Origin of the sequence: Kribbella sp. NPDC026596, from assembly GCF_040638415.1 — a bacterium.
Classification (GTDB): domain Bacteria; phylum Actinomycetota; class Actinomycetes; order Propionibacteriales; family Kribbellaceae; genus Kribbella.
The window spans coordinates 37,624-60,940 of sequence record NZ_JBEZYF010000037.1 but is presented as its reverse complement, the minus strand read 5'-3'; the positions used below and the strand labels follow the sequence as shown (position 1 = coordinate 60,940).

The following is a 23,317-nucleotide window of genomic DNA, read 5'->3' as shown; positions in this document are numbered from 1 at the left end:
CCGTGCCCTCAATCTAGGCTCACCCACTGACGAGGAGAAGCCCATGGCGACGCATCCACTCGAGCCGCTGGACGAGCACGAGTTCCGGCAGACGGCCGCGATCCTGCGCCGGGACGAGGAGCTCGGCGGGTCATGGCGATTCGCCGCGATCGAGCTGCTCGAGCCGGCCAAGGAGGCCGTCAAGGCGTGGCGGCCCGGTGACGACATTCCTCGTACGGCGTTCGCCGTCCTGTGGAACCGGGCCGACAACCAGACCTGGGAAGCCGTGGTCGACCTGACCGAAGACCGGGTGGTGTCGTGGACCCACGTCCCCGGGGCGACGCCGAACTTCACGGTCGACGAGTACCACGAGGTCGACGAGGCGATGAAGGCTCATCCCGACGTGATCGCCGCCTTGGCCGAGCGCGGCATCACCGATCTGTCGCTGGTTCTGATCGAGGTGTGGACGTACGGCAAGGCCTTGATGCCGGACAAGTACCGCGACCGGCGGCTCGGCTGGTGCGACATCTGGTACCGCGAGACGCCCGACGGCAATCCGTACGCACATCCGGTGTCCGGCCTCAAGGTCGTCGTCGACATGAACACCCTGGAACTGCTCGAGCTCGAGAACGATCACGACCACGGGCAGCCGGACGTCAACGCGGAGTACGCACCCGGTGTGTGGAGCGGCTCGTTGCGCACGGACCTCAAGCCGCTGCACGTCACCCAGCCCGAAGGTGTCTCGTTCACCGTCGACGGCACCGAGCTCAAGTGGCAGAAATGGTCGATGCGACTCGGCTTCAACCACCGTGAAGGCCCGGTCATCTACCAGGTCACGTACGACGATCGCGAGATCGCCTACCGGATGTCGTTCACCGAGATGGTGGTCCCCTACCGGGACACGTCGTTCGACCACTACCGGCGTACGGCGTTCGACATCGGCGAGTGGGGTCTCGGGTTCATGACCACGTCGCTCGAGCTCGGCTGCGACTGTCTCGGCGAGATCGTCTACCTGGACGCCGTACTGCACGACACGCGCGGCGAGCCGTTCACGATCAAGAACGCGATCTGCCTGCACGAGGAGGACAACGCCGTCCTCTGGAAGCACGTCGACCACACGACGGGCGCCGAGGTCCGCCGGATGCGCCGCATGGTCGTGTCCTGTCACGCGACCGTGGCGAACTACGAGTACCTGATCTACTGGCGCTTCTACCAGGACGGCAACATCGAGTGCGAGGTCCGGGCGACCGGCCTGATGGTGACCACGCCGTTCGCCGCCGGCGGTACGCCGCCACCGACCGGGACCGTGGTCGACAAACAAACGTATGCGCCGTTCCACCAGCACTTCCTGGTCGCGCGGCTCGACCTCGACGTGGACGGCGACGGGAACACCGTCCAGGAGGTCGACTCCCGGGCGCTGCCGGTCTCGCCGGACAACCCGTACGGACTCGCGGTCGTCACCGCGGCGACTCCGATCCGTTCCGAGTCCGAGTCAGCCCGTGACTTCAATTGGTCGACCCAACGGTCCTGGAAGGTGGTCAACCCGAACCGGGTGAACACCGTCGGCACGAACCCGGCGTACAAGCTCGTCCCGAGTGCCTCGATTCCGCCCCTGATGGACCCCGATACGCCGCAATACCTGCGCGCACCGGTGATCGGGCACACCGTCTGGGTGACCAAGCACCACGACGAGGAACGCTGGCCGTGCGGGGACTACCCGACCCAGTCGACGGTCGACGACGGGATGACCCGGTGGATCGCGGACGACGAGGCGCTGCAGAACACCGACGTCGTGCTCTGGTACGTGTTCGGCATCCACCACGTCACCCGGATCGAGGACTGGCCGGTGATGCCGGCCGACACGATCGCGTTCTGGCTCAAGCCGTTCGGGTTCTTCGACCAGAACCCGTCCATCGACGTGCCGCCGACGCTGAAGGCCGACGGCGAGGTCTGCGGCCACTCCGCGCACGAGGGGTAGCGTCAGCCCGGCCGGTTCTCGTTGGGCTTGGGCTTGTTCTCGCCCGGCTTGGCGGCGGAGTCGGGGCCTCTGACCAGCCTGGAAGGCGGGGAGACGAACCGCTTCACCGGCATGCCGCGCAGCGCGCCCTGCATCGCGGTCTGCCACAGCGGTCCGGCGGTGCCGGAGCCGGTCGGGTCGGCGATGTCGCGCCCGTCCAGGGTGTGCCGGTACATCAGGTTCGTGTACGGGAGATTCGCGTCGGCGACGACCGCGGCGGCGGCCAGGTTCGGGGTGTAGCCGCAGAACCAGACGGCCAGGTTCTGCTGGATCGTGCCGGTCTTGCCGGCCATGTCCCGGGTGCCGAACCGCAGCCGGCCACCGGTCCCGCCGGGCATCATCACCTCGCTGAGCACCCGGTTGACGCCGTCGGCGACCTGCCGGGGGATGGCCTGCTTGCACTCGATCTGCGGGGTGTCGATGTACTTGCCCGACTTGTCCCGCACCGTGGCGACGACCAGCGGCTTGCAGTACCTGCCGCGGGCCGCGAACGTCGCGTACGCGTTCGACAGCATCAGCGGAGTCACGTAGCCGACGCCCAGCGTCATCGACACGACCTGGTCGAGCGGCTGGCCGGTCTGCGCGTTGTACACCCCGAGCCGAGCCGCCACCCCGGCGATCGGGCACAGGCCGACTCGCTGGGACAGCTGCAGGAAGTAGGTGTTGGTCGAGAACCGGGCCGCCTCGACCATGGTCAGGTCACCGCTGTGGGTCGAGTTCTGCGGGGTGTAGTCCGGGTCCCGGGTAAAGCCGGTGCAGGTCGTGAACTTCTTCCCACTCAGGTTGATCTGCTGCGGCGAATTGATCCGGTAGTCCATCGGGATGCCCTTCTGCAGGGCCGCCGCGATCGTGAACGCCTTCATCGTCGAGCCGTTCTGGAACCCGCCGTACCCGCCGGCGTAGGACTTCTCGACGTTGTAGTTGTAGTTCGTATGGTTCCGGCCGTTGCCGTACGGCTTGCTCTGCACCATCGCCTTCACCACGCCGGTGCCCGGCTGAACCATGGTGATCGCCGCGATCGCGGTGTCGGTGGGCTTACTGTGCGCCTCGATCGACGCCTGCGCGGCCGCCTGGATCCGCGGGTCGATCGTGGTCCGGATGGTCAGCCCGCCGGTCTTCAGGTAGTGGTCGCGGTCCCTGATGGTCGCGCCGAGGGCCGGGTTCTCCAGCAACTTGGAGACGACGTAGTCGCAGTAGAAGGGGTACCGGGAGTTGGCGCAGCCGTTCGGCACCGGCTCGACCCTGGACAGGTTGACCACCGGGGCCTTCAGCGCCTGCTTGGCCTGGTGCAGCGAGATCACGCCGAGCTCGAGCATCCGCCGCAACACCAGGTCCCGGCGAGCCTTGGCGCGGGCCAGGTCGTTGGTCGGGTCGTAGCCGGTCGGGTTCTTCACCAGGCCGGCCAGCAGCGCGGCCTGCGGCAGCGTGAGTTTGTCGGCCGTGGTCCGGAAGTAGTGCTGGGAGGCCGCCTGGACGCCGTACGCGCCGTCACCGAAGTTGACCAGGTTCAGGTAGCGCTCGAGGATCTCGTCCTTGCTCAGCTCGCTCTCGACCGCGATCGCGTAGCGCAGCTCGGTCAGCTTGCGCTGGTAGGACACCTCGGTGGCCCGCCGGCGGGCCGCGGCGCTCTTCGCCTTCTCGACCAGGCTGAGCTTCACGTACTGCTGGGTGATGCTCGAGCCGCCCTGCTGCACCTCGCCCTCGGTCTGGTTGCGGATCATCGCGCGCAGCGTGCCCTTCAGGTCGAGCGCGCCGTGGTCGTAGAACCGGGAATCCTCGATCGCGACGATCGCCTTGAGCATGATCGGGCTCATCGCGGCCAGCGGCACCGGGATCCGGTTCTGCTCGTACAGGGTGGCGATCAGCGTGCCGTCCGCGGCCAGGATCCGGCTCCGGACCGCGACCGGATCGACGTCGAGCTCGCGCGGCAGGTTCTGCACGGTCTCGGCCACCTGCTCCGAACCGCGCCCGGCGAACCCGGCGAACGGCACCGCGAGCCCCGCCGCCAGGGCGCCCGACAGCACACTCACGCCGATGAACGTGATCAACGACCGAGCCCGACTGCGACCGCCCCTCTCGGCACGCATACCCTCAAGGCTAAGCCAGCGGGGCGTCCCCGGCTAGGCCGGAAATGATTGCCTCGATCAACTTTGGGCGCAGTTCCGCCGCCGTGATGACCGCGTCGACCGATCCGACCTCGAGTGCGCGCCGGATGCTGTGCACCCGGTCGAACTCGGTGCCGACCTCGCCGAGCTTCTCGGCCCGGACAGCGGTTCGCACCTCGGCCAGCTCGGTCGCGAGGGCGGCCCGCTCCGCGCCGATCGCCTCCCGGACCTGCTCGGCCAGCGACGCCACCCGTGGGTCGGAGGCCGTCCGTGCGTCCACCTCACCGGCGAACACGACCGCGGCCGCCGGCGCACCACCGAGGACCGAGGCGAACGAGCCCTCGACCGCGAGCACCGTCATCGACGGGTTGAGCGCCTTCGAGAAGACCACGAACGCGCCGCCGTGGTAGCGCGACACCACGCAGAACACGATCGGGCCCTCGAAGTTCACGATCGCGCGGCCGATCTCGGCGCCGTACTCGAGCTGCAGGTTCCGCATCGAGTCAGGTGATCCGTCAAAGCCGGACAGGTTCGCCAGCACCACCAGCGGGCGGTTGCCGCTGGCCGCGTTGATCGCCCGGGCCACCTTCTTCGACGACCGCGGGAACAGCGTGCCCGCGGTGTAGGTGTCCGGCCCGTCCGCGGGCGGGAAGCCCCGCCGCGGCACGGACTTGGACTCGATCCCGACCAGGCAGACCGGATACCCGCCGAGCCGGGCGTCCTGCACGACCGCGGTGTCGGCGTCGGCCATGCCGGCCCAGCGCTCCAGCACCGGGTGGTCCTGGTCGGTGACGGACCGCATCAGCGTGCGGATGTCGAACGCCTTCTTCCGGTCGGGGTTCGTCGCCGCCGAGAAGATCTCGCCCACCGTCTTGAAGTCGCTGTCCGGCACGTCGTGCGGGTACGTCGTGACGTCACGATCGACCGGGTCCGACGTGTCGGCCCGCCGTGGACCCGCCTCGCCGCGAACGACGTACGAGTGGTCGTAGTGCGCCATCAGCACGTCCCGCGCGCTCTTCAGGTCCGGCGCCCAGTACTGCGCCTGGCCGTTCGGGCCCATCACCCGGTCGTAGCCGCCGATGCCGAAGTTGTCCTCCGCGGACACGCTGCCGGAGAAGTCCAGCGTTTGCTTACCGGTCAGCACCATCGCACTGTCCGGCGTCATCACCAGGATGCCCTTGGTGTGCATCAGCATCGTCGCTTCGGCGTTCCAGTACGGCTGCGCGCCGACGTTGATCCCGGCGACCACGATGTTGATCTCGCCGCCCGCCTGGGTGAACTCGACGATCCGCTTCAGCGCCTTGGCGACCCAGTCCATGTTCTCGGTGCCGGAGTCCATCGAGATCCGGGCTCCGGCCGACAGCGAGTACCACTCGACCGGGACCTGCATCCGCTCGGCCAGGTCGAGGGCCGCGATGATCCGCGCGCACTCCCGCTCCGCCACCGCGCCGAGCGCCTTCGTCGGGTCGCCGCTGAGCGCCACGCGCGTGACACCCTCCGGGTGCCGTTCGGTCGGCGTACGGACGATTCCGAGGATGATGCCGGCCTTGTTCAGCCCGCGGGGGCGCTCGACCGGGACCAGAGCGCCGGCGTCGTCGAGGTCGTGCTCGACGAACGAGCCGCCCACGCCGGCCACCATGTCGCTGACCTCGTAGGGGTAGATCGTGTTGCGCCGGCGGGATCGCTGCACCTTCTGGGCATAGTCGTCGAGCGGCAGCAGCCGGCCGGTCGGCGGCAGTTCGATCGACGTGACGACGCCCGCACCGTGCTGGTAGTAGAACCGGGCCGCGACCGGATTGATGGTGCCGTCCGGCGCCGCGACCCGGCCCTGCACGAGGACCTCCTCGATGCCGGCTCCGGCGGTCAGCGGCGCGATGTTGCGCTGCAGGGCGCTGACCTCGTCGACCTGCACGTCGACGACCGGCCAGATCTGGACCCAGACGTGGTTCATGTCGAGCTTCGCCCCGGCCGCTCCCCGCTCGGTGCGGGCCCGGCGGATCGCCTCCAGGCAGTTCGCGATCGCCCGCTCCGCGTGCGGCAGCGAGGTCACCTGCCCGTCCTCGTCGCGGACCACCGCGAACTGGCGCACCTGGGCCAGCGCGACAAGCCGCTGGTCGGCCTCGTTGTCGCGCGCGACGCAGTAGTAGAGCAGGACGTCTTCCGGGCTCTCGAGCCGGGTGATCCGGAAGTCGCGCAGGCGCCACAGGTTCAACCGGCGGCCGACCATCGGGTGCACACCGCGGACGTTGTCGTCCTCGGCCACCGAGCCGCCGGCCGGGCGGTAGGTGAAGTACAGGACCGGCCGGTCCGCACCGGGCGCGATCGCCACCGAGAACCGGCGTACGCGCTGGGCGATCGGCAGCCCGGCGACCATCCGGCGGAACCGGTCGGACGCCTCCTGCTGCGACTCCGGCAGGTCCGAGCCGTAGAGGTAGAGCTCGACCACGGCCTCGTGGCCGGCCGGGCGGGCGTCGATCCGGGCGGTCAGCGCCTGGGAAAGCCCGCTGTCCGGGTCGGCGATCTCGGCCACCGTGCCGACCGTGGTGACCAGGTGGCTCGGCCGGTCGTCGATCGTGTAGTCGGCGGTCGCGAACGGCCGCCCGTCGACGGCGAACGCGCGCAGGTCGTGCAGCTCGTACTCGCGGTAGTGCCGGCGGATCAGCACCTCGAGCATCGGCTCAGGCTCAGCCCAGCCGCGCTCCAGCCGCTGTGCCAGGAACCGGACGATCGGCTCCGGGATCGCGGCCAGCGCGTCGATCCGCTCCTGCCGGTCCGGTGCCTCCGGGTGCGCCGCCAGGTCCGCGACCTCGTCGCCGACACCGGCGATGATGGAGGCCCGCTCCGCGTCCACCAGCGGCTGGTCGAACCAGCGGAACCGGACGCTCCGGGCCAGGTCGCCGACCACCGGGAAGCGCAGCTGGGTGGCCAGCACGAGCCGGTCCAGCAGGTCGTGCGCGGACTCGTCCAGCGGCGTCTCCGGGCGCGGCTCGTCGATCCAGCGCTGCAGCAGCGACGTCACCAGCAGCACGTCCGGCGTCGAGCGCTGCTGGGCGAGGAAGATCCGGAACACGGCCTCCTCGACCTCGGTGCTGCGCTCGAGATCCGTGACGCCGTAGTGGCCGAGCACCCGGGCCAGCCGGGCCCGGAACTCGCTCGGCAGGCCGCCGCGCTCGGGGTCGAGGCTCTGCAGGTAGGTGTGGAAGTGCTCGCGCGGGCTGTGCACCCGGTGCTCGGTGTTGATCTCCTCACCGGCCGGCCGGTTGCGGCTCAGCTCGGCGAAGTCGGCGAAGACCTTCAGCAGCTCGATCTCGGCGACGACCGGCGGCTCCGGGAGCTCGGCCCGCGCGATCAGGTACCCGGCCAGCATGCCGCCTTCGTCACGCGGATCGATGTCGAACCCGAGCAGCATGCTGCGCAGGTCGTCCAGACCGCGCTCGACCCGCTCCGCGGCGGACTTCTCCCCCGACCCGTTCGGCAGGTCCAGCCGTACGCCGTTCCCGACCGGCGCGGCGACCTCCTCCGCGCCCTCGTCCGCGACCGGCTCCAGCCGGAGCAGCGGCGCCCCGGTCTCGACCTGGCTGCCGGTGGCGACCAGCAGCTCCTTCACGGTGGCCTTGAACGGCGCGTACAGCACCGTCTCCATCTTCATGCTCTCCAGCACGAGCACCGGCGCACCGGCCTCGACCTCGGTGCCGGTCTGCACCGGCGTCGCGACCACCAACGCGGGCGCGGGTGACCGCAGTACGCCGCCTTCGTCGCGGCTGACCCGGTGGGTCACGCCGTCCACCTCGACCAGGTGGACAGGCCCATGCGTCGCGGTGACGAGCCGGAACCGCTGACCACCAACGGTCAGGCGACCGGTGTAGCTGTCCAGCCGCTCCAGATCGGCGTCCACCACTTTGAACTGGTCGTTGCCGGAGCCGACACCGACCCGGAACCGGGACGGGCCGATCCGCGCCACCGTCACCCGGTAGCTCGCGCCGCGCAGCTTCAGGTCGATCGCGCGGCCGACCTCGTGCTGCACCTGCGGACGGCCGCCGTGCGCGGTCTCGAGCAACCGCGTCAGCTCGACCTGCTCGGCGTCCTCGTAGCCCTCGATCGCGGCCGCGACCAGGGCGACACCGGAGTGCCGGTGCGACACCAATCGGCCCTCGCCGCGGACCCGGTCGATCCAGCCGGTGTCGGCGCTGCCGTCGATCACTTCGGGCTGGGCGAGCAGGTCGAGGATGAAGCTCTTGTTGGTCGCGCCGCCCTCGATCAGCACGGTGGTCGCACCGACAGCTCGGCGCAGCCGCGCGAGTGCCTCGTCGCGGGTCCGGCCGTAGCCGATGATCTTCGCGATCATCGAGTCGAAGTCCGCCGGGATGCTGTCCCCCGCGCTCACTCCGGTGTCCACCCGGACACCCGGGCCGGCCGGCAGATCGAGGACGGCGATCCGCCCCGGCGACGGCGCGAAGTCGCGGTCCGGATCCTCGGCGTTCAGCCGGGCCTCGACGGCGTGGCCGCTCTCGACGGGCTTCGGGCCCTCCAGGCGGCCGCCGTTCGCGACGTGCAACTGGGCCTTGACCAGGTCGACCCCGGTCGTCATCTCGGTGATCGGGTGCTCCACCTGGAGCCGGGTGTTCACCTCGAGGAAGGCGAAGCTCTTCTCACCCGGGTGGTACAGGAACTCGACCGTCGCCGCGCCGCGGTAGCCGACCGCGAGCGCCAGGCGCTCGGCCGACGCCTTCAGGTCGTCGACCTGGGAGGCGGCCAGCAGCGGGGAGGCGGACTCCTCGATGACCTTCTGGTTCCGGCGCTGCACCGAGCAGTCCCGGACACCGAGCGCCCAGGCGGTGCCTTGACCGTCCGCGATCACCTGCACCTCGACGTGCCGGGCTCCGGTGACGAGCCGCTCGAGGAACACGACGCCGCTGCCGAACGCACGGGCGGCTTCCTCGCTGGTCCGCGCGTACGCGTCGGTAAGCTCGTCGGCGGAGCGGACCACCCGGATGCCGCGGCCACCGCCGCCGGCCGTTGCCTTGAGCATCAATGGGTAGCCGATCGTCTCGGCCGCCCACAGCGCCGCCTCCAGCGACCCGACCGGTCCGCGGCTCCACGGCGCGACCGGTACGCCGACCTCCTCGGCGATCAGCTTGGACCCGATCTTGTCGCCGAGCTTGCGCATCGCCTCCGGCGACGGCCCGATGAAGGTCACACCGATCCGCTCGCACAGTTCGGCGAACGCCGGGTCCTCGGCGACGAATCCCCAGCCGACCCAGGCCGCGTCGGCCTTCGTCTCCAGCAGGGCGCGCTCCAGCAGAGCCAGGTCCAGGTACGGCCGCGCCGACGCCGGGCCGAGGGGGTACGCGATGTCCGCTTCGCGGGCGAAGGTCGCAGTCCGCTCACCATCCGTGAACAGCGCGACCGTCTCGATCGGGTCACCGCCCTCGGCGTTGACCTCGCGAACAGCGTTGATCAGCCGCATCGCGGCCTCGCCTCTGTTCACCACTGCGATACGCTTGAACATCGACCGCCTCCGTGTCTCACCCTGCCGTCTGCGGCCAGGATCGCCAACCGCTGGCACAGGTTTTCAGCCCTGGACCCCTACCGTCGAGTCGGGTCCCTCTTTCCGGTGCGTCGTCACTCGCGGTGACCGGTTTCGTGACCCTTTCGGCCGCAAGACTGTCGGGAACTTTGGGGAGGGGTACCGATGGGTGGGTTGATCGAGCGGTTGCGGGCCGAGGTGGCCGGGCCGGTGCTGGCACCGGAGGACGCGGAATTCGCGGCGGAGTTGGCCGGCTTCAACACCGCGGTCGTACACAGTCCGGACGTCGTGGTCGGGATCACCAGTGAGGCCGACGCCGGCGCCGTCGTACGGGCCGCGGCCGAGACCGGTACGCCGGTCCGCGTGCTGGCGACCGGACACGGGTCGGCGACGGCGATCACCGGCGGGATCGTGGTCACCACGTCCCGGCTGACCGGCGTCAGCGTCGACGCGGACGAGCAGGTGGCCCACATCAACGCGGGCGCCGTCTGGGCCGAGGTGGTCACGGCCGCCGCGGAGCACGGGCTCGCCCCGGTCACCGGTGCGTCGGACGTGGTCGGCTGCATCGGCTACACCCTCGGCGGTGGACTGGGCCCGCTGGCCCGGACGTACGGCTTCTCGTCCGACTGGGCGCGTGGCTTCCGCGTCGTGACCGGATCCGGCGAGGTCGTCACCGCAACAGCGACCGAGCACCCCGACCTGTTCTGGGCCCTGCGTGGCGGCAAGGGCGGATTCGGCATCGTCACGTCGATGGACTTCGCCCTGGTCGAGTTGACCACGCTGTACGGCGGTTCCGTGTTCTTCGAGGCCGAGCACATCGCGCCGGTGCTGACCGCGTGGACCGACTGGACCAGCAAACTGCCCGAGACCGCGAACTCCTCGGTCGTGATCCTCCGGCTGCCGCCGCTCGAGTTCATCCCCGAACCACTCCGCGGCAAGACGGTCCTGAACGTCCGTTTCGCGTACGTCGGAGACGCGGCCGAGGGCAAGCGACTCCTCCAGCCGATCCGGGACGCGGGGACGACGCTGATCGACGCGGTCGGCGAGATGCCGGCCGCCGACATCGCGCTGATCCACAACGACCCGAAGGACCCGACCGCGGTGTTCGACCGCGGCGTGATGCTCGCCGAGCTCAACGCCGACTTCATCGCGGCGTTCCTCGAGGCTGCCGGCCCCGACCAGCAGTTGCCACTGGTCGCGGTCGAGCTGCGTCATCTCGGTGGAGCGACCCAGCGCGACGTACCCGAAGGCAGTGCCGTCGGCGGTCGTGGTGGAGCCGGCACGCTGGTGATGATCGGCGTACCGGACCCCAGCCTCTTCGAGCAGGTGCTGCCGGCAACGATCGACGGCGTCCTGACCAGGCTCGCGCCGTGGATCTCCCCCGAGATGACGGTGAACTTCGCCGGCGCCTTCACCCTGCCCGGGTCCTACCAGGCATCCTGGCCGGCCGACACGTTCGCCCGCCTCGCCGAGGTCCGCGCGACGTACGACCCGGAGAAGGTCTTTCCCTACGGGCCTAGTGTCACTTAGGGGACACTAACTAGTCCGCCAGGTGTGCTCGGGCTCGTAGCCGAGGAGTCGGCGGGCCTTGTCGATGGACAGCAGCGTCTCGTTCGGGCCGAACGGCTTCTTCACCGGTACGCCGGGGAACACCTCGGCGAGCAGTTCCTCGTTGGGCCGGGACATCACCGTGTCCGCGTTCGCGACGATGAACACGTCCGTCCCGGTCACGCCGTACTCGAGCGCCTTCCGCACCGCCTGCGCGCCGTCGCGGGCGTCGATGTAACCCCAGAGGTTCCACTTGCGCGCCTGCGCGTCGGCGTCGAACGACGGGAAGCCCGCGTAGTCCTCGGGGTACATCACGTTCGAGAACCGCAGCCCGATCAGCTTGAGGTCCGGATGCCACCGGCACAACTGCCGGGCCAGCTCCTCCTCGAGGGTCTTCACCAACGAGTAGGTGCTGTTCGGCCGCGGCGGGTAGTCCTCGTCCACCGGCACGTACGGCGGGAACTCGTCGAACGGCAGTCCGAGCACCGTCTCGCTCGACGCCCACACGATGTTCCGGACGCCGGCCCGCAGCGCCGCCGAGAACACGTTGTAGGTGGCGGTCATGTTGTTCTGGAACGTCGCCGCGTTCGGCCGCAGTCCAGGGGCCGGGATCGCGGCCAGGTGCACCACCGCGTCGACGCCGTCGTGCCGATCGTCGATCCCGGCGATCGCCTCGTAGGTCTGGCCGAAATCGGTCAGGTCGAGTCGCGTCGAGACGACGTCGCCCCGCGCCGGTGCCGCCTGATCGAGCGCGACCACGTCCCAGCCGTGGTCCGCCAAGTGATCGACTACTGCCCGGCCGAGTTTGCCGCTGCTCCCGGTCACCGCTACACGTGTCATGCGCTCAGACTAGGGTGGACGTCGTGAAGCTTGCTGGGCGGATGGAACGACTGGGGACCGAGTCTGCGTTCGAGGTGCTGGCCAAGGCGAAGGCGCTGGAGGCGAGCGGCCGCGAGATCGTGCACCTGGAGATCGGTGAGCCGGACTTCGACACTCCGGCGCATGTGATCACCGCCGCGCAGCAGGCCCTGGACAAGGGGTTCACGCACTACGTGCCGGCGCCCGGGATCCCGGAGCTGCGGACCGCGGTGACGGAGTCCCTCGAGCGCACCGGCCGGCTGACCACCTCGCCGGACCGGGTCGTGATCACGCCGGGCGCGAAGCCGATCATGTTCTTCACGATCATGGCGTTGTGCGAGGAAGGCGACGAGGTCCTCTACCCCGACCCCGGCTTCCCGATGTACGCGTCGATCACCGCGTTCGCCGGCGCGAAGCCGGTGCCGGTGCCGCTGCGTGAGGAGAACGGGTTCGTCATCGACCCCGACGAACTACGGTCGCTGATCACCGACCGGACCAAGCTGCTGATCCTCAACTCGCCGCACAACCCGTGCGGCAGCGCCTCCACCCCCGAGCAACTGCGGGCGATCGCCGAGATCGCGATCGAGCACGACCTGGTCGTCCTCAGCGACGAGGTCTACTGGGCGCTGCGGTACGACGGCGATCACCACAGCGTCCTCGATCTCGACGGCATGGCCGAGCGGACGATCCTCCTCGACGGCTGGTCGAAGACGTTCGCGATGACCGGCTGGCGGCTCGGCTTCGGCGTGTTCCCGCAGCCTCTGGTCGAGCCGGTGACGCGTCTGCTGATCAACTCGGTCTCCTGTACGTCGGCCTTCAGCCAGTACGCCGCCATCGCGGCCCTCGAAGGTCCGTGGGACGACGTCGACCGGATGCTCGAGGCCTTCCGCGAACGCCGCGAGGTGATCGTCTCGGGGCTGAACGCCGTACCGGGTGTGTCCTGTGTCGAACCGGAGGGCGCGTTCTACGCGTTCCCCAACATCAGCGAGCTCGGCCAGTCCGCGGCGACGCTGGCCGACCGCCTCCTCGAGGAAGCCGGCGTCGCGGTCCTCCCCGGCACCTCCTTCGGCGCGTACGGCGAGAACCACCTCCGCTTCTCCTACGCGAACTCGGTCGACAACATCCGCCGCGCCCTCGACGCCTTCACAGCCCTCGTCAGCTGAGTGCCTCTTCCGGATGGATCAGCCTTTGGCCGGACGGTCGCTCAGGGCTGAGTGTGATCGCAGGTTCTTTCTCCCCCGCGGCGGTCATCCGGCGGACGAGTCGCTCGCGGAGCCGGTCGGCGACGTTCCCGTGTGACTGGTAGCCGATCAAGTTGTCGAGCTCGTCCGGATCGGCCATCAGGTCGTAGAGATACGCCTCGTCGTACCGCTCGGCCGCGGGCGCGTCATCCGGCGCGGTCACGCCGTACTTCCACCGCTGAGTCCGCACCGCGCGGGCCGTCTCCGACTCACTGACCTGCACGAACACATCGTCCGGCCAGTCCGCACCGCGATTGCGCAGCAACGGCACCACCGATCTCCCCTGCATCTCCCCCGGCACCGGCAGGCCTGCGGCGTCGAGCAGTGTCGGCGGCAGATCGACGTGGCTGATCAACTGGTTCACCTGCCCGCCGCCGGTGAAGACACCGCCGGTCGCAACCGTCGGCACCCGGATCGATGCGTCGTGCACCGACCGCTTGTACTCGTCGTTGCGCGTCTTGAAGTGGTTCCCGTGGTCGGACGTGAACAGCACGATCGTGTCGTCGCGCAGTCCGAGACTGGTCAATGTCTCCAGCAACCGTCCGTACGCCTCGTCGATCCGCTTGATCATCCCGTAGTACCCGGGCAACTGCCGGTACGCCGTACCACCGAGCGTCGCCAGGTCCGGCGGTGTCCACGCCCCGCGGTAGCGCTCGGCGTACCCCTCGGGCGCGGGATAGTCGTCGCGCCGGTTCTGGTGATGCGGTTCGAGCAACGACACGAACAGGTAGAAGGGCTGCTCCCTCGGTACGGCGAGGTAGCGGATGGCGGCGTCCGTGAGCGCGTCCACCCGGTAGCCGGGCAACCTCACCCGCGCGCCGGTCCCGTCGTACACGATCGTGTCGTACGCGTCCGACGTGTGCTCGAGTGCGTTGGCGGCGAGCCAGTAGTCGTAACCACCGCGGTAGCGCGGTTCGACCGGTCCGCGCACGGCTGGGTCGCCGAGGTGCCACTTGCCGATGTACGCCGTTTCGTAGCCGGCTGCACCGAAGTGGTGGGCGAGCGTCTTCGAGTCGTCAGGCAGCGGGATCCCGTTGCGCCACGGTCCCGCCGTCGTCGGGTAGAGCCCGGTCTGCAGGGTCGCCCGCGCCGGAGTACACAGCGGCTGGCAGGTGAAGGAACTGGCGAAGTGGGTCCCGGCCCGGCCGATTCGATCCAGGTTCGGGGTCAGCTCCAGTGGACAGCCGTGCGGGCCGGTGGTGTCCCAGCGTTGCTGGTCGGTCAGGAAGACGACGACGTTCGGACGGGACGACATGGAAGCATTCTCAGCCACCGGAGAACGCTTGCCGAACCTTTCGGGCCGCTTGACCGATATCGGCCAGCGCTTCGTCGTCGGCCATCAGGAGGCTCTGGCGGATCCAGACGACCGAGTCCTCGGCAGCTTCGGCCACCGGGCAGGGCTGGAGATCGGAGTAGGCGCTCAGTGCCGTCTCGTGGGAAAGCGAGCGATAGCCGGCGTCGAGAGGGACACCCTCGGCGACCATCGCGGCGATGAACTCGGCCTTGCTCCGTCCACCGAAGGCGTGCGGGTCGTAGCGCACCAACGCGAGATGGTGACTGCTCCTCGTCGTACCCGCAGGCGCCGGAAGGATGTCGAGTTCCTGGCGCAGGTAGTCGACCGCACGTTCCCTGGTCTTGAGCTGCTCGTCGAGCATGGCGAGTTGGGGCAGCAGGACGGCGGCCTGGAACTCGGTCATCCGCAGGTTCCAGCCGACATCCGGATGCTCGTACCAACCACCCTCGATGCGCCGGCCGACGTTGTGCAGCGCCCACAGCTTGCGATACACCGCCTCGTCGGACGTCACGATCAGCCCACCCTCGCCGGCCGTCATCGCCTTACTGGATTGGAAGCTGAAGCACGCCGCATCGCCCAGCGTCCCGACCGGCCGGCCCCGCCACGTCGCCCCATGCGCCTGCGCCGCATCCTCGACGATCGGTACGCCGTACTCCTGCAACGCATCGACATCCGCTGGGCCGCCGGCCAGATGCACCGGCATGATCGCCTTCGTCCGCGGACCGATCAGCCGTTCCACCGCCACCGGATCGAGATGCAACGTCTCCGGCGTGACGTCCGCGATCACCGGTCGCGCGCCGGCCAGCACCACCGCGGTCGCACTCGCCACGAACGTATACGCGGGCACGATCACCTCGTCGTCCCGGCCGACCCCGAGTGCCCGGAGAGCGAGGAAGAGCGCCACCGTGCCATTCACGACCGAGACGCCGTACGGCGCCCCGATCGAGGCGGCGAAGGCGTTGGTGAACTCACCGACCTTGGTCCCGGTGGTCGATCCCCATGCGCCACTGTCGAGCACCTCGAGCAGGAGTTCACGCTGCTCGGCGGTTGCGGGCGGTGGCCACGATGGCCAGCCGGCCGTGCGTACCGGCGTACCGCCATCGATCGCGAGCCTCATCTGCGTCCCTCCAGGAGCCGGGTCATCGTGCCGGACAGCAACTGATCGCGGTCGGCCGTGGAGATCGGTGCGAGCTGCACCCGGCCGAGCCCGACGCGGAGATCGAGGAAGAGTGCGTCGGAGCCGAACGCCATCCGGTCCGCACCGACCTTTTCGACCAGCCAGGCGACGTGACGTGCGGTCGTCCGCGAGCCGCAGATCTCCAGCGTCACGTGCGGGTGCTTCAGCGCCACCTCGGCCGCCGCGGGAAAGCCGGCCGGGTAGAGCCCGGCATGTCCCATCAGCAGTTCGACGGACGGATACCGTGCGGCGACGGTCGCGAACCGATCCGGACCGCACCACGGCGACGAGAACATCCCGTGCGCGAGCACAAGGCAGTCATGCTCGGCCGCCACCGTGAACGCGGCCTCATAGCCCGGCCCGTCCAACGGATGCTCATGGGTGTCCGGGTGCAGCTTGAGCCCGACGATCCCCGGTGTCGCCAGCAGGTCGGCCGCCCGTACTGACGCCTCCGGGTCGTGCGGGTCATAGACGGCGTACCCGAGGAAGCGGCCGGGATACTGCTCCAGTTCGTCAAGCAGCAAAGCGTTCCCGGCCCGTGAGTCGGGGCCGATCGCGAGCAGGTGCGACACGCACATCGTTGCCACGCCGCACCGGTCCATCACCCGGACCAGGCTCGCCGTCGAGCTGTCCGGGATCGCGAACGCGAACCACGCCCCGAGGTGCCCGTGGGCGTCGATGATCATCCGAGCAACTCCATCACGTTGCCACCGGCAATCAACTCGACGTCGGCCGCGGGGAGCTCCAGATGATCGAGCTGGAACCGTGGTCCGGCATCGTCGGTCAGTGGTGCGCCGGTGCCGAAGAGCACCCGGTGAGCGCCGTACCGTTGGGCTACCCACTCGACCTGCAGATGGCCGCACAGCGTCGCGGTGTCCACTCTGATCTCGGCATGGACGTCCATCAGCTCAGCCAGCTCCCGCAGCGCGCGGTAGCCGGTGTTGATCAGCACGATCCGCAACGCCGGCACCTCGGTCGCGAGCCGGTGGATCGCGCCCGGATCCTCCAATGCCACCAGGGCCGTGGTGCCACGCTCCGCCAACTCCCGGGCCATGACGACCCCGTGCGGCCCGGCCAACACGAACCGGTGCTCGGCCGGACACAACCGGACCACCTTCGCCGTCGTCGGCACCGCCGTACCCAACGGCCCGGGTACGACGACCGGCACGCGGACCAACCGTGGATCGTCCGGGAGTTCGGCCAGTGCCAGCGGGTCGTAGTACAGGTCGTGGGAGTGCACGACACAGGCCGCGTCGATGGCCAATCGGTCGAGCTCGGCCAGTAGTCCCGCCGCGTCCGCACTCGGTACGTCGCCCGTCGGCACCGGACCGACGATGCGGTTGACGTCGATCACTCGCATGCGGTCAGCGCTGTCTGGACAGCAGGTCGTCGGACTGCTTGGCCGCGTCGTCGAGGGCCAGCTGCGGCGTCTCCGGTCAGCACCGCCTGGATCTCGACCGCGACCAGCGCCATCACCTGCCGGGCCGCCGGGTTGACCTCACCGGAGTACGCGTACTGCAAGGCCTCCTCGAACTTCTTCGACTGCTCGTCGGTGGCCGGCACCGGCGCGTCGGTCCGCGGCGACAGGAAGTTGGCCGCCGTGCCGAGGCTGATGACCTGCTTCGGTTGCGTCATGAAGGTGAGGAACTTCCCCGCGGCCTCGACGTCCTTCGACCCGGCGTTCACCGCGAGTCCACCGGGCAGGCCGAATCCGACACGCTTCTTGTTCTCCAACGGTACGCCGACGATCACGTTCGCGGCACCCCAGCTCGCGGTCACCGTCTTGGCGTCGATCAGCGTGTTGGTGAAGCCCATCGCCACCTGCTGTTTGCGGAACGCCTGGTCGGCGACCACGTTCGCGTTGCTCAAGGCACTCTTCGGAATCGCGCCGGCGTCGTACAGCGTCTTGAGGAACGTGAGCGCCTCGACACCCTGGTCCGGACCGAGCAGCAGCACGTCCGGTCCCTTGCCACCGGAGAACGCGGTCGCGAGCTTCTGGTCCCGGTTCGCCCACGGCTGCTGCTCGATCCGCAGGTCGATGGCGGCGTTGGCCGCCTCGAAATCCTTCTCGATCTGCGTCCAGTACGCCGTCGCCGCCTGCTCCTGGGAGATCACCGGGTACATCCACACCGTCACGACCGCCTTGGCCGACACGACTCCCCCGAACCCCCACAAGCACTCACCGCCGCCACCGCCAGCACCGCAAGTGCTCCTGCCAACCGGCTGACCTTCATCGGATCTCCTCGGGTTGAGCCTTTACGGCCATGACCGAAAATACCGGAGTCAACTCGAAAGCGCCATGAGATAGTCGCGGCTGTCCCGCAGCGCGGTCATCACGTCGGTATCGCAGCGGTCCAGCTCGACGATGTGCCAGGCAACGGCCGGGTTCGCCGCCAGGATCGCCGGGATGTCCAGGCTGCCCTGACCGACGGCCACCATCGCGTCCTCAGCTGCCGTCGCCGGACCGTCCTTGACGTGCAGGAACCGGGCCCTTTCACCAAGCTCGCGCGCCACCGCAGCAGGGTCAGCGCCGGCAAGCGCTGCCCAGTACACGTCGAGCTCCACGAGAACGTCCGGACTGAGCCTTTCCAGCAGAACGTCGTACGCGCGTCGCCCATCGGCCAACCGAGCGAACTCCGCCGAGTGGTTGTGATAGGCGATCCGCAAGCCGTACGACTGTGCGTTCGCCGCACCGGCATTCACTCGCTCCACCCCGCGCGCGATGCTGTCCTCGGTGGCGAACTCCTCCGGTTCAAGGCTCCACGCGAGTACAGGGGCGCCGAGTTCGCTCTGCTCGTCGAGGATTCGTTGTGCCTCTGGTCCCGCCGGGAAGGGCGCATGGGAGCTGCACAGCTCGAGCCCGAGGTCATCGAGCAGGCGCCGAACCGCCCGCGGCTTCAGTCCGTGCAGGCCGAACGCCTCGACGCCGACATACCCCATTTCGCTGATCTGCCGCAGCACACTCGGGAAATCGTCCCGCGCCAACGCGAACACCGACCAGAGCTGGGCCGCGATCGGGCGTCTCATCCGGCCGGGTCCGGCAGCGCGAACGTCGTGGTCAGGTCCATCGCCCGGCCGCTGCTCGCTGACTCATCGGCCTTCAGCATGATCTCGAGGACGTGCCGTGCGTGCTCGAGATTGAGCAGTGGGCGCAGGCCGCCTGCGACACAGTCGGCGAGGTGATCGACCAGAACGGCCCGATGCAGCCCCACCAGCCGCCGCATCGGCGCATCGCCGTCGGGCAGCTCGGGGGCGATCCAGCCCGGCAGCCCGCCGACCGCGTCCAGCCGGAAGATCTCCAGTGCCGGCCCGTCGCCACCGAACGGCCGGCCGCTCAGGTTGATGGTTCCGGCCCGGCCGAAGATCTCCAGCTTGGGACCCCGGCTCGCGTTCACGTTGAACGTCCCGTCGACGACCGCGAAGGTGGATTCGCCGAAGTCCAGCAGCATCAGCACGTTGTCGTCCGCGGTGACGTCGATCGTCTTCCCCTGGAATGGTCCGCCCCGGACCGTCCGGGTCGGTTCGGTGATGCCGGCGAAGGCGACCACCCGCCGGGCGGGCCCGAGGATCCCGGTGATCTCGTGGATTCCGTAGACGCCCATGTCGAACAGCGGGCCGGAACCCTTCTGGTAGAACCAGGTCGGGTCGGCCGGCCAGGCTCCCGAGGCCGGCCCGCCGTGCGACGACCGTACCCGCGCGAACGCGATCTTGCCGATGGCCCCTTCCCGGACCAGCCGGCGTGCCTCGGCCCGGTCCGGGTAGAGCATGTTGAACGGCGCGCAGACAACGGTCAGCTCACGCTCGGCGGCCAGCGCACAGATCCGGTCCGCGTCGGCCATCGTCGTGGCGAGCGGCTTCTCGGTCGCGAGATGCTTGCCCGCCTCCAGGATCCGGACGCACGTCTCGCCATGCACCGGGATCGGCGTGAGATTGACGACGGCGTCCAACTCGGCGCCGTCCAGCATCGCCTCCAGACTCGTGAAGGCGTGCGGAATGCCGAACGTCGCGGCGACAGTCTTGGCCAGGTCGGGGACGACGTCGGCGATGGCAACGACCTCGGCTTTGTGCCGGATCGAGTCCAGATTGGGGAGGACGCCCCCGCCCCCGGTGGCGATCATGCCCGCGCCGAGCACACCGATTCTCAACGGGGTCATGCCGGTCCCTCCGACGGTGTACAGGTCCGACCGGCGTCGATCGACTCGTAGAAGGCGAGGCAGGCGGCGAGGTTGTGCCACGCGTCCTCGACGGTTGCCACCGGCTCCGACTCCCCGCTGATGACAGCGGCCCAATGATCGAGGTCAGCAGCCTGGTCATGCCGGCCCGGCGGCGCGACTTCCACCCATCCGTTGAACGGCTCGACCTTTCCCGCGACGAGGAGCCGCCTCTGGATGCCGTCCATCCGTACGGCGCCGCCGCTGCCGACCAGCGTGTAGCTCGACTGGAATCCGCCGTCCGGCACGGTCCACGTGTCCTCCAGCGTGGCCACCGCGCCTCCGGAGAAGGTGACCGTCGCCACCCCGTAGTCCTCGACGCCGAGTTCGGGATGGCTGTGCTTGGCTGTCTGCCCGCTGATCGCGACGATCTCCTCGCCGAGGAGCCAGCGGAGGAGATCGATCTGGTAGATGGAGTGGTCGACCCAACCGCCGCCCACAGTGCGGGCCGGGTCGGCGAACCAGCCCGGCGAGGGATCGTCCGGCCACTGTCGCGGCAGCCCGGCCCAGGTCGACATCGATGCGCTGGTCAACCGACCGATCCGTCCCTCCTTCAGCCACTGCTGCAGCCATTGCAGACCCGGCCCCAACCGCTGCCGGGACTCGGCCGGCAGGAAGGTGACACCCGAGCCGCGGACGGCCTCGACCACGCGCGAGGCATCCTCCAGCCGCAGGGCCAGCGGCTTGTTGGCGATGAGGTGCTTACCCGCCTTCGCCGCTGCGACGCACACCTCGTGGTTGAGGTCCGGGCTGACGAAGCTCATCACCGCGTCGATCCCCGGATCATCCACCAGGGTCCGCCAGTCCGCCTCGACCCGGCCGACGTCGTACCGCTGGGCGACGTACGCGGCGCGTGCCGGATCCGCGTCCCAGACTCCAGCCAGGCTTAGCCGCTCCCGCGAGCGCGTCCCCTCCGCAACCGGCAACGCCGAGTACCAATGGTCCACGCCCACGAGGGCGACCCGAAGCTCCGTCATCAATCCTCCGTCAGTTCCGCGAGCAAGCCGCGCGGGGCCACCCACGCGACCGCATTGGCGATCACCTTGCGTACTTCGGACTGCCGGTACACCGGGTACTGCTGATCACCCGGACTGAAGTAGAAGATCCTGCCGTCCCCACGCCGGAAACAGCACCCGCTGCGGAACACGGCGCCACCACTGTATGAGCTGATGAACACGAGCTCATCCGGCTCCGGCAAGTCGCACGGCTCGGCGTACAACTCGTCCGCGGGGATGACGATCGGAGATGGCACCCCCGCGGTGATGGGGTGCCCGGCCTTGACCGTCCAGACCTGTTGCTCGTTGTCGGGCGCCCAGCGATCGAGCGCGCAACTGGTGCCCAGCAACTCGAGACTGACTTTCGAGTACAGCGCGGAGTGGAGCAGGACGAGTCCCATGCCCTGCTCCACCCGTGCGATGACACGATCGACGACCTCGTCGCAGACCTGGTCGTTCGCGATATGCGACCACCAGACCAGTACGTCGGTCGCCCGGACGACCTCAGCCGGCAGACCTTGCCCGGGCTGATCCAGCGTGGCGGTCGTGACGACGGCATCCCGGCCCAGCTCCCTCCTGATGCCGTCGGCAACAACCTCGTGGATGCCTTCCGGGTACACGCGCTGGACGCTCTCGTCCCTGCCCTCGTGCACGTTCTCGTTCCACACGGTCACCCGCAACGCGCCGCTCCTCTCATTGGCCCGCCGGCTTCAGCCGCAGTACGACGATCTCCGCGCCCCGGTGTGTACGGCGCCGCCGGAGCGTAGGGATCAGCCTCGGTCGGCCACCCGGTCACCTTCGCCGACCGGTACATGGCCCAGTCCACGCTGTACACCAACGGGATGATGGGCGTCTGCTCGACCATGACGGTTTGCAGGCCACGCAAGGCGGTCAAGCGGGCTTCGTCCGTACCCGCCGCCTGGTATTCGGTCAGGAGCTTGTGCGTGGTCGGGTCGTTGAAGCGCTCGACGTTGGCCCTGGCGTTCTGCCCGACCGGTCCGGACTGGCTGTAGTCGAGCCAGCCCTGGTAGGCCACGAACGGCGAGGCACCGGTGTTGGACGAGCCCAGGGTCAGGTCGTAGTGGCCCTGCGCGACGCGCTGCGACCAGTCGTCGACCGAGACACCCTTGACGGTCACGCCGATCCCCACTGTCTTGAGCTGCTGGGCGATGATCCCGGAACTGTTCATCCAGTCCTTGTAGCCGGACGGCACGGTGAGCGTCAGTGAGAGCGGCTTGCCGTTCTTCTCGTACAGTCCCGACTTGTTCAGCTTGAAGCCGTCCAGCTCGAGCAACTGTTTCGCCTTGGCCTTGTCCTCGACGATCTGCAGATCCTTGTACTTCGGGTCGAGGGCCGACTCGTAGTTGGGCAGCAGCAGACCAGTGGGTGTCTTCACCGGCGGGTTGAAGGTGTACTGGCCGAGGTCGCAGATCTGCTGCCGGTCGAGGGCCGCACTGATCGCCTGACGTACCGGCAGTTCGCTCAACGGCCAGACGGTGTGGTTCGGCACCAGCGACACGACACCGGTCGGCGGGTACCAGAAATGGTTGTCCTTGTTCTTGTTGACGAACTCCTTGTTGCTGCCCGTCGTGAAGAAGTAGTCCGCCCAGTCCAGCTCACCCGACAGCAACTGGATGCCGGCGGTCTCGAAACTCAGTCCGTGGTAGTTCAACTGCTGGACCTCGGGCTTGCCCGGCTGCCAGAACTTCTCGTTGCGCGTCAGCACCAAGAGCTGCGGGTTGTACGACTTGTAGACGAAGGGACCGGTGCCGATCGGATTCGGGTCCAGGAACTTGGTCGGATCCGGCACCTTCTCCCACTCGTGCTTGGACACGATCGGGGTCAGGCCGGCGATGGCGTAGAGCTGGGTAAAGGCCGGCTTCGCGAACGTGACGACGACCGTGTGATCGTCGGGGGCGGTGATCTCCTGGAAGTCCACGCCGTTCACGTTCAGGGCGGCGTACTTCTTCAGCAGTTCGAAGGTGAAGACCACATCGGCACTGGTGAACGGCTGACCGTCGGACCAGTTGACGCCGTCACGGAGCTTGAAGGTGAGCGTCTCGTCCCCGTCCGCCCACTGCCATGACGTCGCCAGCCAGGGGTAGGTGCTGTTCTCCTTGAGAATGTTGAACTGGACCAGCGGCTCGTAGATCATGTTGACCGCGCTGTAGGCGTTCAGCGCGCTGGTCGGCAGGAACGGGTTGAAGTTGGCCGCCGGGCCACCACCGGTACCGGTGATCTCGAGCACCGGCAGTTCGCCCGCCTTGGCCGGCGGCGCCTCCTCTGTGCAGGCGGCCACACCCAGGACAAGGGCGAAGGCTGTCGCCAGACAGGCGAACGTTCTCCTACGTCGAATCTTCATTGC

General features: G+C 68.8%; 16 protein-coding genes. 3 read left to right on the top strand and 13 right to left on the bottom strand.

Going from position 1 to position 23,317, the window contains the following annotated elements:
• Positions 1-43 precede the first annotated feature (43 nt).
• Positions 44-1,957, top strand: coding sequence for a primary-amine oxidase (locus tag AB0E63_RS27645; RefSeq protein WP_360372296.1), 1,914 nt, complete (start codon positions 44-46; stop codon positions 1,955-1,957).
• A 2-nt stretch (positions 1,958-1,959) separates the two neighbouring features.
• Here the strand turns inward: AB0E63_RS27645 and AB0E63_RS27640 are convergent, their stop codons facing one another.
• Positions 1,960-4,083 carry a transglycosylase domain-containing protein gene (locus AB0E63_RS27640; RefSeq protein ID WP_360372293.1) on the bottom strand — a complete coding sequence of 708 codons (2,124 nt, stop codon included), beginning with the start codon at positions 4,081-4,083 and terminating at the stop codon, positions 1,960-1,962.
• Positions 4,084-4,093: 10 nt separating this feature from the next.
• Entirely contained in the window at positions 4,094-9,610 is a 5,517-nt protein-coding gene (locus tag AB0E63_RS27635; RefSeq protein WP_360372291.1) for a carboxyl transferase domain-containing protein, read from the bottom strand.
• Between the two features lie 183 nt (positions 9,611-9,793).
• Here AB0E63_RS27635 and AB0E63_RS27630 point away from each other — a divergent pair, with 183 nt between their 5' ends.
• Positions 9,794-11,158, top strand: coding sequence for an FAD-binding oxidoreductase (locus AB0E63_RS27630; protein ID WP_360372288.1), 1,365 nt, complete (start codon positions 9,794-9,796; stop codon positions 11,156-11,158).
• Positions 11,159-11,164: 6 nt separating this feature from the next.
• On the opposite strand, the gene AB0E63_RS27625 is transcribed toward AB0E63_RS27630, so the two are convergent.
• Positions 11,165-12,016 (bottom strand): NAD(P)-dependent oxidoreductase, encoded by an 852-nt coding sequence (locus AB0E63_RS27625; RefSeq protein WP_360372285.1) that lies wholly within the window; start codon positions 12,014-12,016, stop codon positions 11,165-11,167.
• Positions 12,017-12,039: 23 nt separating this feature from the next.
• Between AB0E63_RS27625 and AB0E63_RS27620 the strand changes: the two genes are divergently transcribed.
• Positions 12,040-13,197: a pyridoxal phosphate-dependent aminotransferase gene (locus AB0E63_RS27620; protein ID WP_360372282.1), complete on the top strand. Its 1,158-nt coding sequence runs from the start codon at positions 12,040-12,042 to the stop codon at positions 13,195-13,197.
• Here AB0E63_RS27620 and AB0E63_RS27615 read toward each other — a convergent pair.
• The 10 genes from AB0E63_RS27615 to AB0E63_RS27570 form a co-directional block, all read right to left on the bottom strand.
• Positions 13,190-14,530: a sulfatase-like hydrolase/transferase gene (locus AB0E63_RS27615; RefSeq protein WP_360372279.1), complete on the bottom strand. Its 1,341-nt coding sequence runs from the start codon at positions 14,528-14,530 to the stop codon at positions 13,190-13,192. The two genes, AB0E63_RS27620 and AB0E63_RS27615, sit on opposite strands and share 8 nt — an antisense overlap.
• Positions 14,531-14,540: 10 nt before the next feature.
• Positions 14,541-15,686 carry a DegT/DnrJ/EryC1/StrS family aminotransferase gene (locus AB0E63_RS27610; protein ID WP_360372276.1) on the bottom strand — a complete coding sequence of 382 codons (1,146 nt, stop codon included), beginning with the start codon at positions 15,684-15,686 and terminating at the stop codon, positions 14,541-14,543.
• The gene (locus tag AB0E63_RS27605) at positions 15,683-16,432 is read right to left on the bottom strand and encodes an amidohydrolase family protein (RefSeq protein WP_360372273.1); all 750 of its coding nucleotides are present in this window, start codon (positions 16,430-16,432) and stop codon (positions 15,683-15,685) included. Before AB0E63_RS27605 ends, AB0E63_RS27610 begins: the two co-directional genes overlap by 4 nt.
• On the bottom strand, positions 16,429-17,106 hold the full coding sequence (locus AB0E63_RS27600) for a hypothetical protein (RefSeq protein ID WP_360372270.1): 678 nt from the start codon (positions 17,104-17,106) through the stop codon (positions 16,429-16,431). The genes AB0E63_RS27605 and AB0E63_RS27600 overlap by 4 nt, the downstream gene beginning before the upstream one ends.
• The gene (locus AB0E63_RS27595) at positions 17,097-17,900 is read right to left on the bottom strand and encodes an extracellular solute-binding protein (protein WP_360372267.1); all 804 of its coding nucleotides are present in this window, start codon (positions 17,898-17,900) and stop codon (positions 17,097-17,099) included. Before AB0E63_RS27595 ends, AB0E63_RS27600 begins: the two co-directional genes overlap by 10 nt.
• Positions 17,901-18,029: 129 nt before the next feature.
• Entirely contained in the window at positions 18,030-18,773 is a 744-nt protein-coding gene (locus AB0E63_RS27590) for a sugar phosphate isomerase/epimerase (RefSeq protein WP_360372264.1), read from the bottom strand.
• Positions 18,770-19,900 (bottom strand): Gfo/Idh/MocA family oxidoreductase, encoded by a 1,131-nt coding sequence (locus AB0E63_RS27585; RefSeq protein ID WP_360372261.1) that lies wholly within the window; start codon positions 19,898-19,900, stop codon positions 18,770-18,772. Before AB0E63_RS27585 ends, AB0E63_RS27590 begins: the two co-directional genes overlap by 4 nt.
• Positions 19,897-20,934: a Gfo/Idh/MocA family oxidoreductase gene (locus AB0E63_RS27580; RefSeq protein ID WP_360372258.1), complete on the bottom strand. Its 1,038-nt coding sequence runs from the start codon at positions 20,932-20,934 to the stop codon at positions 19,897-19,899. The genes AB0E63_RS27585 and AB0E63_RS27580 overlap by 4 nt, the downstream gene beginning before the upstream one ends.
• Complete coding sequence (locus AB0E63_RS27575; RefSeq protein ID WP_360372344.1) at positions 20,934-21,626, bottom strand: ThuA domain-containing protein; 693 nt, start codon at positions 21,624-21,626, stop codon at positions 20,934-20,936. The genes AB0E63_RS27580 and AB0E63_RS27575 overlap by 1 nt, the downstream gene beginning before the upstream one ends.
• Positions 21,623-23,314: an ABC transporter substrate-binding protein gene (locus AB0E63_RS27570; protein WP_360372255.1), complete on the bottom strand. Its 1,692-nt coding sequence runs from the start codon at positions 23,312-23,314 to the stop codon at positions 21,623-21,625. The genes AB0E63_RS27575 and AB0E63_RS27570 overlap by 4 nt, the downstream gene beginning before the upstream one ends.
• Positions 23,315-23,317 lie beyond the last annotated feature (3 nt).